The organism is Burkholderia sp. MSh2 (assembly GCF_000731655.1).
Classification (GTDB): Bacteria; Pseudomonadota; Gammaproteobacteria; order Burkholderiales; family Burkholderiaceae; genus Burkholderia; species Burkholderia paludis.
This window is the reverse complement of sequence record NZ_JPGM01000013.1, coordinates 141,624-156,153: the sequence shown is the minus strand read 5'-3', so window position 1 is coordinate 156,153 and position 14,530 is coordinate 141,624. Positions and strand designations below refer to the sequence as shown.

At 69.5% G+C, this 14,530-nt stretch carries 12 protein-coding genes; 6 read left to right on the top strand and 6 right to left on the bottom strand.

Features of this window, described 5'->3' with window-relative positions; translation table 11 throughout:
* Nucleotides 1-100 precede the first annotated feature (100 nt).
* From GQ57_RS10530 to GQ57_RS10510, 5 genes are all read left to right on the top strand, one after another.
* Nucleotides 101-1,483 carry a sigma-54 interaction domain-containing protein gene (locus tag GQ57_RS10530; protein WP_034197810.1) on the top strand — a complete coding sequence of 461 codons (1,383 nt, stop codon included), beginning with the start codon at nt 101-103 and terminating at the stop codon, nt 1,481-1,483.
* Nucleotides 1,484-1,554: 71 nt separating this feature from the next.
* The gene (locus GQ57_RS10525) at nt 1,555-2,082 is read left to right on the top strand and encodes a M949_RS01915 family surface polysaccharide biosynthesis protein (protein ID WP_031401768.1); all 528 of its coding nucleotides are present in this window, start codon (nt 1,555-1,557) and stop codon (nt 2,080-2,082) included.
* A 130-nt stretch (nt 2,083-2,212) separates the two neighbouring features.
* Nucleotides 2,213-2,773: a DUF2975 domain-containing protein gene (locus GQ57_RS10520; protein WP_034197809.1), complete on the top strand. Its 561-nt coding sequence runs from the start codon at nt 2,213-2,215 to the stop codon at nt 2,771-2,773.
* Between the two features lie 8 nt (nt 2,774-2,781).
* Nucleotides 2,782-3,006 (top strand): helix-turn-helix domain-containing protein, encoded by a 225-nt coding sequence (locus GQ57_RS10515; RefSeq protein WP_034197808.1) that lies wholly within the window; start codon nt 2,782-2,784, stop codon nt 3,004-3,006.
* 103 nt (nt 3,007-3,109) lie between these two features.
* Nucleotides 3,110-3,691: a hypothetical protein gene (locus GQ57_RS10510; RefSeq protein WP_326929125.1), complete on the top strand. Its 582-nt coding sequence runs from the start codon at nt 3,110-3,112 to the stop codon at nt 3,689-3,691.
* A gap of 48 nt (nt 3,692-3,739) precedes the next feature.
* Here GQ57_RS10510 and GQ57_RS10505 read toward each other — a convergent pair whose 3' ends face one another.
* The 4 genes from GQ57_RS10505 to GQ57_RS10490 form a co-directional block, all read right to left on the bottom strand.
* Nucleotides 3,740-4,768: a MerR family transcriptional regulator gene (locus GQ57_RS10505; RefSeq protein ID WP_034197806.1), complete on the bottom strand. Its 1,029-nt coding sequence runs from the start codon at nt 4,766-4,768 to the stop codon at nt 3,740-3,742.
* A 110-nt stretch (nt 4,769-4,878) separates the two neighbouring features.
* A complete protein-coding gene (locus tag GQ57_RS10500; RefSeq protein WP_034197805.1) occupies nt 4,879-6,438 on the bottom strand; it encodes an efflux transporter outer membrane subunit in 1,560 nt (519 codons plus the stop codon).
* A 2-nt stretch (nt 6,439-6,440) separates the two neighbouring features.
* Complete coding sequence (locus tag GQ57_RS10495; protein ID WP_034197804.1) at nt 6,441-9,590, bottom strand: efflux RND transporter permease subunit; 3,150 nt, start codon at nt 9,588-9,590, stop codon at nt 6,441-6,443.
* A complete protein-coding gene (locus GQ57_RS10490; RefSeq protein WP_031401761.1) occupies nt 9,587-10,696 on the bottom strand; it encodes an efflux RND transporter periplasmic adaptor subunit in 1,110 nt (369 codons plus the stop codon). The genes GQ57_RS10495 and GQ57_RS10490 overlap by 4 nt, the downstream gene beginning before the upstream one ends.
* A 179-nt stretch (nt 10,697-10,875) precedes the next feature.
* Between GQ57_RS10490 and GQ57_RS10485 the strand changes: the two genes are divergently transcribed.
* Nucleotides 10,876-11,496, top strand: coding sequence for a TetR/AcrR family transcriptional regulator (locus GQ57_RS10485; protein ID WP_031401760.1), 621 nt, complete (start codon nt 10,876-10,878; stop codon nt 11,494-11,496).
* A 74-nt stretch (nt 11,497-11,570) separates the two neighbouring features.
* Here GQ57_RS10485 and GQ57_RS10480 read toward each other — a convergent pair whose 3' ends face one another.
* On the bottom strand, nt 11,571-13,304 hold the full coding sequence (locus tag GQ57_RS10480; RefSeq protein WP_031401759.1) for a ClcB-like voltage-gated chloride channel protein: 1,734 nt from the start codon (nt 13,302-13,304) through the stop codon (nt 11,571-11,573).
* A 103-nt stretch (nt 13,305-13,407) separates the two neighbouring features.
* Nucleotides 13,408-14,475 (bottom strand): YeiH family protein, encoded by a 1,068-nt coding sequence (locus tag GQ57_RS10475; RefSeq protein ID WP_031401758.1) that lies wholly within the window; start codon nt 14,473-14,475, stop codon nt 13,408-13,410.
* Between the last annotated feature and the right edge of the window lie 55 nt (nt 14,476-14,530).

Sequence of the window (14,530 nt, the reverse complement as noted above, 5' to 3'; positions counted from 1 at the left end):
ATCCGGTACGCGGATGCGAACTGCCATATCTGGCAGTGTCGTGGCAGAATTGGCAGTCAGCCTGGCAGTCCGTCAGGCTGTCCCTTTTTCGAACGTCCGCATGAATCCGCACGACACCATCCCGATCGTCCCCGCGCCGCGCCACGACGTCATGCCCGACGTGCGTGCGCTCGTCGCCTACCTCGAGCAGGATCCGCAGCCGATGATCGTCGTCGATCCCGACTACCGGATCCTCGCGGCGAACGATGCCTACCGGCGCCAGTTCGGCGTCGCGGGCGTCGAGCACGTGGGCCGGCACTGCTTCCAGGTGTCGCATCACTACGACGTGCCGTGCGATCAGGCGGGCGAGCATTGCCCGATGAAGCAGGCGCTCGAATCGCGCGGGCTGAATCGCGTGCTGCACATCCACCACACGCCGCGCGGCCCCGAGCACGTCGACGTCGAGCTGCGGCCGATCTTCGATGCGCTCGGCAGCGTGATCGCGTATGTCGAGCGGCTGACGACGGTGCGCAGCGCGTCCGCGCAGCCGAGCGCGGAAGGTCTCGTCGGCGGCGCCGACGCGTTCAACGCGGCGCTCGGCGCACTGCAGCGCGTCGCGCCGTCGATGCTGCCGGTGCTGCTGCTCGGTGAATCGGGCACCGGCAAGGAACTGTTCGCCCGCGCGCTGCACGAGGCGAGCGATCGCGCGATGGGGCCGTTCGTCGTCGTCGATTGCTCGGGGATCGCGGAGACGCTGTTCGAGAGCGAACTGTTCGGTTACGAGAAGGGTGCGTTCACGGGGGCGAACCAGCGCAAGCCGGGCCTCGTCGAGACCGCGCAGGGCGGGACGCTGTTTCTCGACGAGATCGGCGACGTGCCGCTGCCGATGCAGGTGAAGCTGTTGCGGCTGATCGAATCGGGCACGTTCCGCCGCGTCGGCGGCGTCGAGGCGCTGCGCGCGGATTTCCGGCTGGTGGCGGCGACGCACAAGCCGCTGCGCGAGATGATCGACGACGGCCGGTTCCGCCAGGATCTGTACTACCGGATCAACGCGTTTCCGATTCCGTTGCCGGCGTTGCGCGACCGGCGCGGGGACGTCGCGCTGCTGGCCGAGTCGATCCTGCGGCGGATCGCGAATGCGCGCGTGAGCGCGGGCGATGCCGGCGCGCGGCCGTTCGTGCTGACGGAGCGCGCACGCGCGTGTCTCGATGCCTATGCGTGGCCGGGCAACATCCGCGAGCTGCGCAACGTGCTCGAACGCGCGTGCCTGTTCGCGGACGACGGGACGATCCGCGTCGAGCACCTGCCGGCCGAGCTGGTCGCCGCGGCGGCGGCGCCGCAGGACCACGCGACGGAGGTGCGCGGCGTGTCGGACGCGGAACTCGTGCGCATCGCGCGCACGTTCGACGGCACGCGCAAGGCGCTTGCCGAGCAGGTCGGGATGAGCGAGCGGACCTTGTACCGGCGGATGAAGGCGCTCGGGCTCGGGATGCGCGGGCGCTGAGCGGGCGCGCGACTGGCGGCGGCGGGCCGCCTTGCCGATAATGGCGGATTCGATCCAGCCCCCCATCGCCGATGCTCCGACGTTTCCTTTCTCCTTGCCTGTTTCTCGCCGCCGCGGCGCTGTGCAATCCGGCGCGGGCCGCCGAATACACGTGGACCGATGCGGCCGGCGTGCATGCGGTGACGCTCGCCAGAACCGCATCCGGCGACGACGTCGAACTGAAGGTGGCCGCGACGCTCGACGGCCGCCCCGACTGGACGGTGCACGACTACGTGAACGCCTGCCCGGTCGACGTGATCCTGGACGTCGTGCCCGCGTCGATCGAAATGCGCGACCTGCTCGGCGACGGCCGCAAGCAGTTCCTGTTCGCATACAAGATCGGCTGCCGCGGCGACGTCAGCGCCGACCAGGTCAAGTATTTCCTGATCGACGCGGGCAGGAAGTACGTGCTGCGCGGCGAGGAAACCGTCACCGTCAACGGCAAGTTCATGGACGGCGGCGCGGCGCCCGTGCCGAATGCGGACCTGAAGGCCCATCCCGTGTTCCTGCGCTACATGACGAAGCACTGGCGCGGGATCAGCCTGCACGACTATCGCTAGGCGCGCGGCCGTCGATGCCGGGTGAACCTGTCATGCGATAAGAAATGGTGGAGATGCGACAATTAATTATCGTTTAACGATAATTCATGGCGTACAATCGGCGCACGTTCACTTTCGTCGAGGACTTCGCATGCATTCCGATCGCATCGCCCGTATCAGCCAGCGGATGGCCACCGTCACGCTGGGTTTCATCGTCGTCATGCTGGTGCTCAACGCCGCGTGCTGGGCGTTTCCATCGCTGAACGCGGCCTCCGGGCCCGGTTTCGTGTTCGGCCTGACGGATTCGGTGATGTCGAACCTGCGCGTCGATGTCGACGCGTTCCCGTGGTGGCAGAAGGCAGTGGGCATCCTGCTGTCCAGCATCCCGCTGATCGTGCTTGCCAACGGCCTGCGTCATCTGCGCGCGCTGTTCCGCACCTATGCGCGCCGCGACTATTTCTCCGTGCTGGCGGCCGGCCATCTCGGCAAGACGGGCCGTGCGATCGGCCTGTGGGTGCTGCTGAGCCTGCTGTGCGAGCCGCTGCTGAGCGTATGGGCGACGCTGCGCGAGCCGGTCGGCCACCGCGTGGTCAGCATCGGCTTCAGCCTGCCGTACGTGGTCGCGCTGTTCACGGCGGCGTGCATAGCGGTCATCGCGCACATCCTGCGGCAGGCGAGCGAGCTCGATGCCGAGCATCGGCAGTTCGTCTGAGGCGCGCCATGTCGATCGTGGTCAAGCTGGATGTGATGCTCGCAACGCGTAAGGTGCGCTCGAAGGACCTCGCGGCGGCCGTCGGCATCACCGAACAGAACCTGTCGCTGCTCAAGCAAGGGAAGGTCAAGGGCATCCGCTTCGCGACGCTCGAGGCGATCTGCCGCTATCTCGACTGCCAGCCGGGCGACCTGCTCGCGTTCAGCGATGACGGCGGCGGCGCGCCGGACTGACGCATCGCGACCGCGGCGGGGCGATCCGGCGCGACGCCGACGGGCACGCATCGTTGCACTGGCCGTCGCGGCCTCCGTCTCGATTCACCTGTCCGGATGGTTCGTGCTGCAACGGGCGTTATCGGCGGCCGGCCCGAAAGCCGACGCGCGGCCGGGGATCGCGCTGCGCGTCGAGCTGATTCCCGCGCGTGCGACGCTCGTGGCGAATGCGCCGGCCGATGGGGAAGCCGGCCCGTCCGAAGGGGGGCGCAGCACTGGGCGAGCGACGCAGCGATCCGCCGCGATCGCAATCTCGCGCCTGGCGCTGCATGCGAGCGCGCTGTCGGACACCCCGCGCGCGCCGGATCCGCCGCGACAACGCGAGACACCTGCAGGCGCGGCCGCAAGCGGAGATGAAAACCGTGTGCAGACCGCATCGGACGCCGGGGTCGACTGGCAGCGCGACCTCGATGCCATCGGCGCGCGGCAAGCCGTCGCGCGCAGCCCGGCGCAGGCGGCGGTCGGTGCGTTGGGCGCGTCGTCCGGCGGCCTTGCGCCGCGCCGCGACACCGTCGATGCGAGGCTGGCCGGCGGCATGTCGGACGCCGGTCGCGCCGACTGCCGGCAAGCGCATGCGGGCGCGGGCCTGCTCGCATTGCCGATGCTCGCGCTGGATGCGGTTCGCGACACCGGCTGCCGATGGTGAGGCGGGCGGCGCGCGGGAAACCCGGCTGCCACCCGTACCTTCATGCGTTCAGCGCGCGGGCGCAAGCTGCGCCATCGCTTCGCGGACGAAGCCGATCAGCGTCTCGTCGGCCCACGAATCCTGCGTCAGCAGCGGCTCGGTGGCCAGCGCACGGCGGAATTTCGCGTGCGTGGCGGGATCGTGGCCCGCGTAGCTGCAGAACAGGTCGAGCCAGCGCTGCGCGAGCGCGCGGCCCTGCGGCGAACCGGGTTGCGCGCCCGCCTCGATCGCGTCGCGCACATCCCCCATCAGCTGCGGCCATTCCATCGCGCGTTCGCCATAGTGCGCCCGCATGAAGCGGATCTCGTCCGGGGCGAGGTACTTCTCGAAGATCCGCATCTTCGCTTCCGACGACGCGCGCAGCACGTAGTCGCGCAGCGCGGTCGAAATGCCGACCTTCGACTGCATCGCCGGCTCGTGTTCGTGCATCAGGTTCAGCTTCGCCAGCAGCCGCGGGTCGTTGTTCGTGTCGCGCACGAGCAGCGCCATCCAGCGCGCGGCAAGCGCGCGGGCGCGCGCGTCCTCGGCGGGCACGCCCGCGTCGTGCAGCGCGCGGACCTCGCCGACGAGCGCGATCCATTCCGCGTCGCCCGCCTGGCTTTTCCGGTACATCGGCAGGCGCGCGAGTTCTTCCTCGGAGAAATATTTGTCGTACACGGTCATCAATTCCAGTGTGGTGAGCCAGTCGGCCAGCTCCGGCTCCGCGCCCGCGGCGAGCTGCGCATGCAGGCTCACGAGCCGCTCGCGCAGCTGCGCGGTCTGCGCAAGCTGGCGGTCGAGCAGGGCGATCTGCTTCGCGACGAGATCGGCGAGCGGGGCGCCGGGCCGGTTCAGGTGGTCGCCGATTTCGGCGAGCGACAGGCCGAAGCGGCGCAGCGCCTGGATCCGGTGGAGCCGGGCGACGTCGTCGCGGTCGTACAGCCGGTAGCCGTTGTCGGCGCGCGCCGAAGGCGTCAGCAGACCGATTGCGTGATAGTGATGAAGCGTGCGGACCGTCAGCCCGCTGCGTTTCGCCAGTTCTCCCACCTTCAGTCGCATTCGTCCCTCCGTTCGGTGCGCACCCTGGAGTCTCGAACGTTACGCTACGTGAGGGTCAAGCGGAAGATCGGCCGTCGGGCGCCCGGTGCGCACCCGACGGCAGGGCCGGCCTATTGCGGCGCAGGCGGAGTCTCGGCGCGGGCGGCGGTATCGGCGTGCGCCGGCTGGCCGGTCGCGTTGCCGGTCGGGGTGGCCGTGCCGGCCTGTCCGGCCGGCGGCGTGCCCATCGCCTGGTAGAGCCGCGCGGTATCGGCGAATCGCGCGCCGGTCGCGCGGATCTCGTCGAGCCGCGCATTGCGGTACTGCAGCTCGCTGGCGCGCGCGGCCGACGGCGGCAGCGCGCCGAGCCGCACGCGGGCCGCCGAGTCGTCGTACGCGCCGCGCGCCGAAAGGGCGGCGCGGGACGACGCGTCGAGCGCTTCCGCGTCGTGCTCGAGCGCCGCGAGCGAATCGGCGACGTTCTGGAACGCGCCGAGCACGGCCTGCTTGTACTGGTCGACCGCCGCCTCGTAGGTCGCCTTTGCCGCGCGGCGCTGCGCGAGCAGCGCGCCGCCGTGGAAGATCGGCTGGCTCAGCGACGCGCCGACGTTCCAGATCGCGCCGGCGCCCGACAGCATCGCCGGCCAGCTGAAGCCGCCTTTGCCCATCGCCGCCGACAGCGACAGCTGCGGGAACATCTGCGCGGTCGCGACGCCCACTTCGGCCGCGGCCGCCTTCAACCCCGCGTCGGCCGCCTGGATGTCCGGACGGCTTTGCAGCAGATCCGACGGCACGACGACGGGCACCTGTTCGGGCAAGTGCAGATCGGCGAGCGTGAGATCGGCCGGCGGCCGGTCGGGCGTGCGGCCGATCAGCACCGCGAGCGCATGGCGCGCCGAGTCGCGCTGCTGGCGCAGCGCCGGCAGGCTCGCCGCGAACGTGTCGGCGCTTTGCCGCGCGTTCAGCGCGTCGCTGCGCGATGCCGAACCGAGCGCATAGCGGCGCTCCGCGTCGTGCGCCTGGTCGTTGGCGAGCGCGACGAGCCGCTCGGTCGTGCCGATCTGCGCATTCAGCACCGACACCGTGATCGACGCGGTGACGATGTTCGCGGCCAGCGCGCGCCGCGCGGATTCGAGCTGGAACGCGCTGACGTCGACGCGTTTCGAGAGCGCGCGGTTCGCGAAGCGGGTGGCGCCGAACAGGTCGATCGTGTAACTCGCCTGCAGTTGTCCGACGAACGAGTCGTACAGCAACGTCGGCGCGCCGAGCGCGGGAATCGGCACGCCGAGCGCCCGCTGGCGCGCCGCCTGGCCGCCCGCGTCGATCGACGGCAGCATCGAGCTGCCGATCTGACCGCGCAACTGCTCGCGTGCGGCATCCAGCGAGTGCGACGCCGCCCCGAGCGTCGGGCTGTTGCGCAGCCCTTCGTCGACGAGCGCGTTCAGCGCATCGGAGCGGTACTGCGTCCACCAGTCGGGCACCGGCTGCGCGCCGACCTCGAACTGCTGCGCGACGCCTTGCGCGGACACGGTCTGACGCACTTGCGGCGCGGTGCCGTAGTGCGCGGGCGCCGGCATCGCCGGCGGCTCGCCGCTTGGCGCGAACCACGCGCAGCCCGCGAGCGGGCCGGCGAGGCTCGCGGCCGCGAGCGCCCGCGCGGCTTTCGTTTTCAGGTTCATCGATCGATCCATGGTCAGGCTCCCGGCGAGGCGGCCGGCGTGCCGCCTTGATGCGGCGGGCCGTCCTGCGGATCGCGCTCGTCGCGCTTCACGCGGAACCACGTCGCATACAGCGCGGGCAGGTAGAACAGCGTCAGCACGGTGGCGCTCGTGATGCCGCCCATCAGCGCGGTGGCCATCGGCCCGAAGAAGTTCGAGCGCAGCAGCGGGATCAGCGCGAGCACGGCGGCCGCGGCCGTCAGCGTGATCGGGCGGAAGCGCCGCACGGTGGCGCCGATGATCGCGTCGACGCGGCCGTGCCCGGCTGCGATGTCCTGTTCGATCTGGTCGACGAGGATCACAGAGTTGCGCATGATGATCCCGAACATCGCGATCACGCCGAGCATCGCGACGAAGCCGAACGGCTGGCCGAACAGCAGCAGCGTGGCGACCACGCCGATCAGCCCGAGCGGCGCGGTCAGCACGACCATCAGCACGCGCGCGAAGCTCTGCAACTGGATCATCAGCAGCGTGAACACCGCGATCGCCATCAACGGCATCTGCGCGTTGATCGACTTCTGCGCCTTCGCGCTTTCCTCGACCGAGCCGCCGATATTGATCTGATAGCCGACCGGCAGCTGCGCGCGCAGCGCGTCCAGCTTCGCGTCGACCGCGTGCGTGACGTCGATGCCCTGCGCGCCGGTGCGCACGTCCGACTGAACGGTGATGGTCGGCTGGCGGTCGCGCTCCCACACGACGCCGTATTCGAGCGTCGGCTCGAAGCGGCCGAGCGAGCCGAGCGGCACCGGGCCGTTCGGGGTCGGCAGCGCGAGGCCCGCGAGCTTCGCGGGGTCGACGCGGTCGGCCTTCGGCGCGCGCAGGTCGACCGCGATCAGCTTGTCGCGTTCGCGGTACTGCGTGACGGTCGTGCCGGAGAGCGTCATCGCGAGAAAGCTCGACACGTCCTGCGACGTGACGTTCAGCTCGCGCGCCTTCTTCTGGTCGATCTCGAAGCGCACCGAGCGCTCGGCCGGCTCGTCCCAGTCGAACTGCACGTTGACCGTGCGCGCGTCGCCGCGCATCGTCGCCGCGACCTTCTCGGCGATCGAGCGGACCGTCGCGATGCTGTCGCCGCTCACGCGGAACTGCACCGGGTAGCCGACCGGCGGGCCGTTCTCGAGCCGCGACAGCCGCGAGCGCACGGCCGGGAACTGGTTGCGCAGCTCGGTTTCGAGCCAGGTCGCGAGCTTCTCGCGATCCTCGACCGATTTCGCGGTGATCACGAATTGCGCGAAGTTCGGCAGTTGCAGCTGCTGGTCGAGCGGCAGGTAGAAGCGCGGCGCGCCGCTGCCGACGAAGTTCACCGAATGGTCGATCTCCGGGCGCTTGTCGAGCACTTTCTCGAGGCGCTCGGTCTCGCGCAGCGTGGCCGCGAACGACGCGCCCTCGGGCAGCCGCAGGTCGACCAGCAGCTCGGGCCGGTCGGAGCTCGGGAAGAACTGCTGGGGCACCAGCGAGAAGCCCGCCAGCGCCACGACGAACAGCGCGCCGGTGATCAGCAGCACCACGAAGCGCCGCTCGATGCACCAGTCGATCCAGCCGCGCAGCCGGCGGTAGAAGCGCGTGTCGTAGATGTCGTGCTCGTGGTCGTCGGGCAGGTGCGCCTCGTGCGCGTGCCGCTTGCGCTCGGGCAGCATGTGATAGCCGAGCAGCGGGATCAGCACGACGGCCGCGAACCACGACGCGATCAGCGCGATCGCCGACACCTCGAAGATCGAGCGCGTATATTCGCCGGTGCTCGATTTCGCGAGCGCGATCGGCAGGAAGCCCGACACCGTGACGAGCGTGCCGGTCAGCATCGGGAACGCGGTGCTGGTATAGGCGAACGCGGCTGCGCGCGCGCGGGTGTAACCCTGTTCGAGCTTCACGGCCATCATCTCGACCGCGATGATCGCATCGTCGACGAGCAGCCCCAGCGCGAGGACGAGCGTGCCGAGCGACACCTTGTGCAGCCCGATGTCGAACAGGAACATGAACAGCGCGGTGACCGCGAGCACGACCGGGATCGAGATCACGACGACCATCCCGGTGCGCAGGCCGAGCGACACGAGGCTCACGACCAGCACGATCGCGACGGCTTCGGCGACGGCTTCGAGGAAGTCGTCGACCGAGTGCGACACCGCGTGCGGCATGCTCGATACGAGGGTCAGCTTGAGGCCGGCCGGCAGCTGCGCCTGCAGGTCGTTCGATTCGGCGTCGAGCGCCTTGCCGAGACGGATCACGTCGCCGCCGGGCTGCATCGTCACGCCGATGCCGAGCACCGCCTTGCCGTTCGCGCGCATCTGCGTGACGGCCGGATCGTCGTAGCCGCGTTTCACGGTTGCGAGATCGCCGAGCCGGAACGTGCGGCCGTTGATGCGGAGCAGCGTATCGGCGATCGCGTCGACGTTGTCGAACTGGCCGCCCGGCCGCACGAACACGCGATCGTCGGCGGTCGTCAGCACGCCGGCCGACGAGATGTCGTTCTGCGCGTTGATCGCCTGCCCGAGCTGCTGCGGCGAGATGCCGAGGCGCGTGAGCTGCGCGTTGTTCACCTCGATGAAGATCCGCTGGTCGGGGTCGCCGAAATAATCGACCTTGCCGACGCCCGGCACGCGCAGCAGCACGGTGCGCAGCTGGTCCGCATAGTCGTGGAGCTGCGCGGGCGTGAAGCCGTCGCCCTCGAGCGTCCAGATGTTGGTGTAGACGTCGCCGAACTCGTCGTTGAAGAACGGGCCCTGCACGCCGGGCGGCAACGTGTAGCCGATGTCGCCGACCTTCTTGCGGATCTGGTACCAGGTGTCGGGCACGTCCTTCACGGGCGCCGAATCCTTCATCGTGAAGAAGATCAGCGATTCGCCGGGGCGCGAATAGCTGCGCAGGAAGTCGATGGCCGGCGTTTCCTGCAGCTTGCGGCCGATCCGGTCGGTCACCTGTTCCTGCACCTGGCGCGCGGACGCGCCGGGCCAGAACGTGCGGATCACCATCACGCGGAACGTGAACGGCGGGTCTTCGGATTGCGCGAGCCGCGTGTACGCGAGCATGCCCGCGAGCGTCGCGAGCGCGATCAGGTAGACGACGAGCGCCTGGTGGCGCAGCGCCCACGCCGACAGGTTGAAGCGGCCTTCTTCGTGGGAGACGCTCACGATGCGAAGTCCTCCGGATGCAGCGGCGCGATCGGGCGCACCTTCTCGCCCGCGCTGACCGTGTGCACGCCCAGCAGCACCACGCGTTCGCCCGGCTGCAGCCCGTGCGACACGGTCACCGTGCGCTCGTTGAAGCGCGCGACGTCGACGCGGCGCAGCTCGAGCGTGTCGTCCTTCGTGCGCACGACCCAGACGGCCGGTTGCGCGCCGTCGTGGAACAGCGCGGTCGCGGGCAGCGTGACCGGCGGCGCGTCGCCGGCGGCCGCGGCGCCGGCAAATGCGACGCCGGCGGTCATCCCGAGGCGGATCGCCGGATCGGGCGTGGCGAGCGTCAGCTTCACGCGATAGGTGCGGCTTTGCGGATCGGCGGCCGGCGCGATCTCGCGTACCTTCGCGGCGAACGTGCGGCCCGGCAGCGACGGCAGCGTGACGGTCGCCGCCTGGCCGGGCGCGAGCGACGCGAGCGCGGCCTCGGGCACGTCGCTGACGACGTCGACGTCACCCGACCACGCAAGCTGGTACACGGGCTGGCCGGCCGACACGTTCTGGCCGGTGTCGGCCTGCTCGGCCGTGATGTAGCCCGCGTGATCGGCGACGAGCGTCGCGTAGCGGAGCTGGTTCTTCGCGAGCGCGAGTTGCTGCTGCGCCTGGTCGCGCTGCGCAAGCGCCGACGTGTAGCTGTTCTCGGTCTGCTCGAGCTGGGTGGTCGCGATCAGGTTTTCGCGGGCCTGCGCACGGTCGCGATCGAGCTGCTGCTTCGCGAACGTGAGGCTGTGCGTCGCGGCATCGAGTTGCGCCTGCGCGCTCGCGGCGTTTTTCTCGACGTCGGACGGATCGAGCAGCGCGACGACCTGGCCGACCTTGACCGTATCGCCGAGGCGCACCTTGCGCTCGACGATCTTGCCGGCGATGCGGAACGACAGCGGGGTGGCGTAGCGCGGCTGGATCTCGCCGGGGAGCGTGCGGGCGGCCGCGGCGGTGTCGGCCCGCGCGGGCAGCGCGACGACGGGGCGCGGTGAGGGCGGCGCGGATTCTTTCGGATGACAGGCGGCAAGGACGAACGCGGCGCTGACCAGCAGCGCGGCGCGGGAACCGGAGCGATTCACGAAACCCCCAGGTGAGGTGAAGCGGAACGAAGCCGGCAAGCGCGACGCGCACTTGCCCCGAGCGGCGCCGACATGGGCGCACGGACAACATCTTTCGGAAACTGCGGTGGATTCTAATACACACCTGTATCTGAATGCAAAGGTGAATCCGAATGCGAAAGGGTGCTAGACTGCGCGCCATGAAACCACAGCGTTTAACTCGCGAGCAGAGCAGGGACCAGACGCGCGAACGTCTGCTGATTGCCGCGCACCGGATTTTTCTGAAGAAAGGCTATGTCGCCGCGAGCGTCGAGGACATCGCGGCGGCGGCCGGCTATACGCGCGGCGCGTTCTATTCGAACTTCCGCAGCAAGTCCGACCTGTTGCTGGAGTTGCTGGAGCGCGACCACGCGGGGGTGCAGGCCGACTTCCAGGCGATTTTCGACGAGGGCGGATCGCGCGAGCAGATGGAATCGATGACGCTCGCGTATTACCGGACGCTGTTCCACGACGACGAATACGCGCTGCTGTGGGGCGAGGCGAAGCTGCAGGCCGCGCGCGACGCGAAATTCCGCGTGCGCTTCAACCAGTTCCTGCACGGCAAGCGCCTGCAGATGGCCGAGTTCATCCGGCGTTTCGCCGAGCGCTCGGGCACGCCGCTGCTGCTGCCGGCGGAGACCCTCGCGTTCGGGCTGATGTGTCTGTGCGACGGTGTGCAGTCGTATTACACGGCCGATCCGCAGCACGTGTCGGCCGAGGTGGCCGAGTCGGTGCTGGCCGGCTTCTTCGCACGGGTCGTGCTGGGGCGTGCGCCGGATTGAACCGGATCGGGCCGGCGGTCCGGTTCGCGCTCGCTCGAGGTTCGCGCTCGCGCGGCAGTCAGTGAACCGCCCGGTCAGCGCTCGCCGGTCATGCGCCGGTAGGCGTCGAGCAGCGACGTCTTGTAGACGACCCCCGCGAGCGTCGGTTCGGCTTCGCTCTCGATCACCGGCAGCCGTTCCCCCTGGAACGCCATGAAGCGTTCGAGCGCGGTCGCGAGCGGCATGTCGGGCGTGAGGAGCGGAAACGGCGTGTGCGCGTAGTGCGCGGCCGTCTTGTCGGTCGTGTCGCGCTTGTCGAGCAGGTCGGACGTGATGTCCTTCAGCGCGACCGCGCCGCGGAAGCGTCCGGCGTCGTCGGTCACGTACAGGTATTTCACCGGATATTCGAGAAACACGCGCGTCATGTCGGCGACGCTCGCCGTGAGCGGCACGACCGTCTGCGCGGGCTGGATCAGTTCGCGCATCTGCGTGGTGCGCAGCCGCAGCTTTTCCTGCGCGTCCTGGTAGTGGTGCTGCGTGATTTCGTACATCGACGTCGTGCCCGTCGCGCGCGCGACGAAATACGCGAAGACGCACGACACCAGCAGCGGCAGCACGACCTGGTAGCTCAGCGTCATCTCGAAGATCATCAGGATCGCCATCAGCGGCGCCTGCGTGGCGCCGGCCATGAACGCTCCCATCCCGACGATCGCGTAGGCGAAGTACGCCGACGTGTGGCCGGGCCACAGCGCCTGCATCGCGAGCCCGAACAGCGAGCCGAACACCGCGCCGACGAACAGCGTCGGCGTGAACACGCCGCCGATCGCGCCGGAGCCGGCGGTCGCGGCGGTCGCGATCACCTTGAACGCGAGCACCGCGATGAGCGCCTGCCACGTCCACGGCGAATGGAGGATGTGGTTCACCACGCTGTAGCCGTTGCCCCACACGTCCGGAATCCATACCGAGATCACGCCGACGACAAGGCCGCCGATGGCGAGCCGCACGGGCAGCGGCACGGGCAGCCGCTTGAACTGGTTCTTCGACGCGTCGAGCAGGTGCAGGAACTGCGGCGCGAGCACGCCGCACAGCGCGCCGAGCACGACGAACAGCAGCACCTCGGGGCCGGTGACGGCCGGGAACACCGGCATTTCGTACGGCGGCCGGTAGCCGGCGAATTCGCGCATCACGATGTTCGCGACGACCGACGCGACGACCATCGGCCCGAAGCTCTCCATCGCGATCGTGCCGAGCACGATTTCCGACACGAAGAAGGCGCCGGCGATCGGCGCGTTGTACGCGGACGTGATGCCGGCCGCCGCCCCGCAGGCGACCAGCAGGCGCAGGCGCGGCGGGTCGAAATGCACGAAGCGGCCGACGAGCGACGCGGCGAGCGCCGCGAGCTGCACCATCGGGCCTTCGCGGCCGATCGAGCCGCCGCTGCCGATCGTCAGCAGCGACGACACGCTGCGCCACAGGCTCTGCCGCACGGGGACGACGCCGTTGCCGAGCGCGACCGATTCCATGTAGTCGGTCTTGGCGGCCTGCTTGTCGCCGCGCGTGGCGAGCAGCAGCACGCAGCCGGCGAGGAAGCCGCCCGCGGCCGGCATCCAGAACCGCACGTACCACGGCAGGCGTTTCGCCATCTCCACGAAGCTGCCGCTTTGCCCGGAGATCAGGTGCTGCATCAGGTCGATGCCTTCGCGGAACGCCATCGTGGCAAAGGCGCCGCCGACGCCGACGATGGCCGACCAGATCAGCATCGTATGGGCGTCCGACAGGCGGAGCAGCGTTTGGGCGCGAGTGCGCAGCTTCAGCAGGAACGAGAGCACGGCTGAAAGAGGGCGATGGAAAACGACGCGAAGCATAGCACTGCGCCGCGCCCGCGGGACCATCCCGTCGGGCGCGGCGCGCGAAGTGTCATGGGCGGGCAGCTCAGCCAAGCCAGTGCTGCACGGCCCAGGTGATCCCGTAGCCGCCGACGATCAACCACACGTACAGGATCAGGCCGGTCATCAGGGCCCGGGGGCCGGCGGCGCGGATCTGCGCCACGCGGGTTTCGATGCCGAGCGCGGTCATCGCCATCGTCAGCGCGAAGGTGTCGAGCATGTTCAGCGTGTGCGTGACGTCGGCGGGCAGCACGTTCAGCGAATTGACGATCACGAAGCCGAGGAAGCCGAGCGCGAACCAGGGCACCGCCACCTTGCGCTTGCCTTGCGCGCCGCCGGCCGTCGCACGCGCCGAGCGGGCGAGCCACCAGCCGAGCACCAGCAGCACCGGCACCAGCAGCATCACGCGCGTCATCTTGACGATCGTCGCGATGTGGGCGACCTGCGGGCTGATGTCGCTCGCGGCGCCGACCACCTGCGCGACTTCGTGGATCGTGCCGCCGAAGAACAGGCCGAGGCCGGCCGGGTTGAGGTTCAGCAGCCCGGCGTGATAGGCGACCGGGTACAGGAACATCGACAGCGTACCGAACAGCACGACGCTGCCCACGGCCATCGCGCTCTGGTGCGGCTTCGACTGCAGCGTCGATTCGAACGCGAGCACGGCGGCCGCGCCGCAGATTGCGCTGCCGGCGGCGGTCAGCAGCGCGGAATCGCGATCGAGCTTCATGATCTTCATGCCGGCCCAGGTGCCGATCACGAGGGTGCTGACAACCACCAGCACCGATACGGTCAGGCCCGGCAGGCCGACCTGCGCGATTTCCTGCAGGCTCACGCGCAGCCCGAAGAACGCGACCGCGATGCGCAGCAGCTTGCGCGCGGAGAAGTTGACGCCGGCAGCCCAGCTTGCCGGCATGCCGTCGCGCAGCGCGTTGCCGTACAGCGCGCCGGCGACGATGCCGACGATCAGCGGCGACAGGCCGAGGCCCGCGATCGCGGGCAGTTGCGACAGGCTGGTGACGGCGGCCGCGAATAGCGCGACGAACAGGACGCCGTTCAACTGGCCGCGCATCGACGGCGCGGCGTGGTTGAGAGGTTGAGTCGGGGCAGTGGACATGGCAGCACCGTGAGGAGCGTCGTTGCGATGGTGTAATCCTAATTTCGTTATATCG

Bases quoted from the DNA above. Each gene is read 5' to 3' on its own strand.
- GQ57_RS10475 (WP_031401758.1), bottom strand. From the start codon at position 14,475: ATGTCCACTGCCCCGACTCAACCTCTCAACCACGCCGCGCCGTCGATG.
- GQ57_RS10500 (WP_034197805.1), bottom strand. From the start codon at position 6,438: ATGGATCGATCGATGAACCTGAAAACGAAAGCCGCGCGGGCGCTCGCG.
- GQ57_RS10515 (WP_034197808.1), top strand. From the start codon at position 2,782: ATGTCGATCGTGGTCAAGCTGGATGTGATGCTCGCAACGCGTAAGGTG.
- GQ57_RS10485 (WP_031401760.1), top strand. From the start codon at position 10,876: ATGAAACCACAGCGTTTAACTCGCGAGCAGAGCAGGGACCAGACGCGC.
- GQ57_RS10530 (WP_034197810.1), top strand. From the start codon at position 101: ATGAATCCGCACGACACCATCCCGATCGTCCCCGCGCCGCGCCACGAC.
- GQ57_RS10525 (WP_031401768.1), top strand. From the start codon at position 1,555: ATGCTCCGACGTTTCCTTTCTCCTTGCCTGTTTCTCGCCGCCGCGGCG.
- GQ57_RS10520 (WP_034197809.1), top strand. From the start codon at position 2,213: ATGCATTCCGATCGCATCGCCCGTATCAGCCAGCGGATGGCCACCGTC.
- GQ57_RS10505 (WP_034197806.1), bottom strand. From the start codon at position 4,768: ATGCGACTGAAGGTGGGAGAACTGGCGAAACGCAGCGGGCTGACGGTC.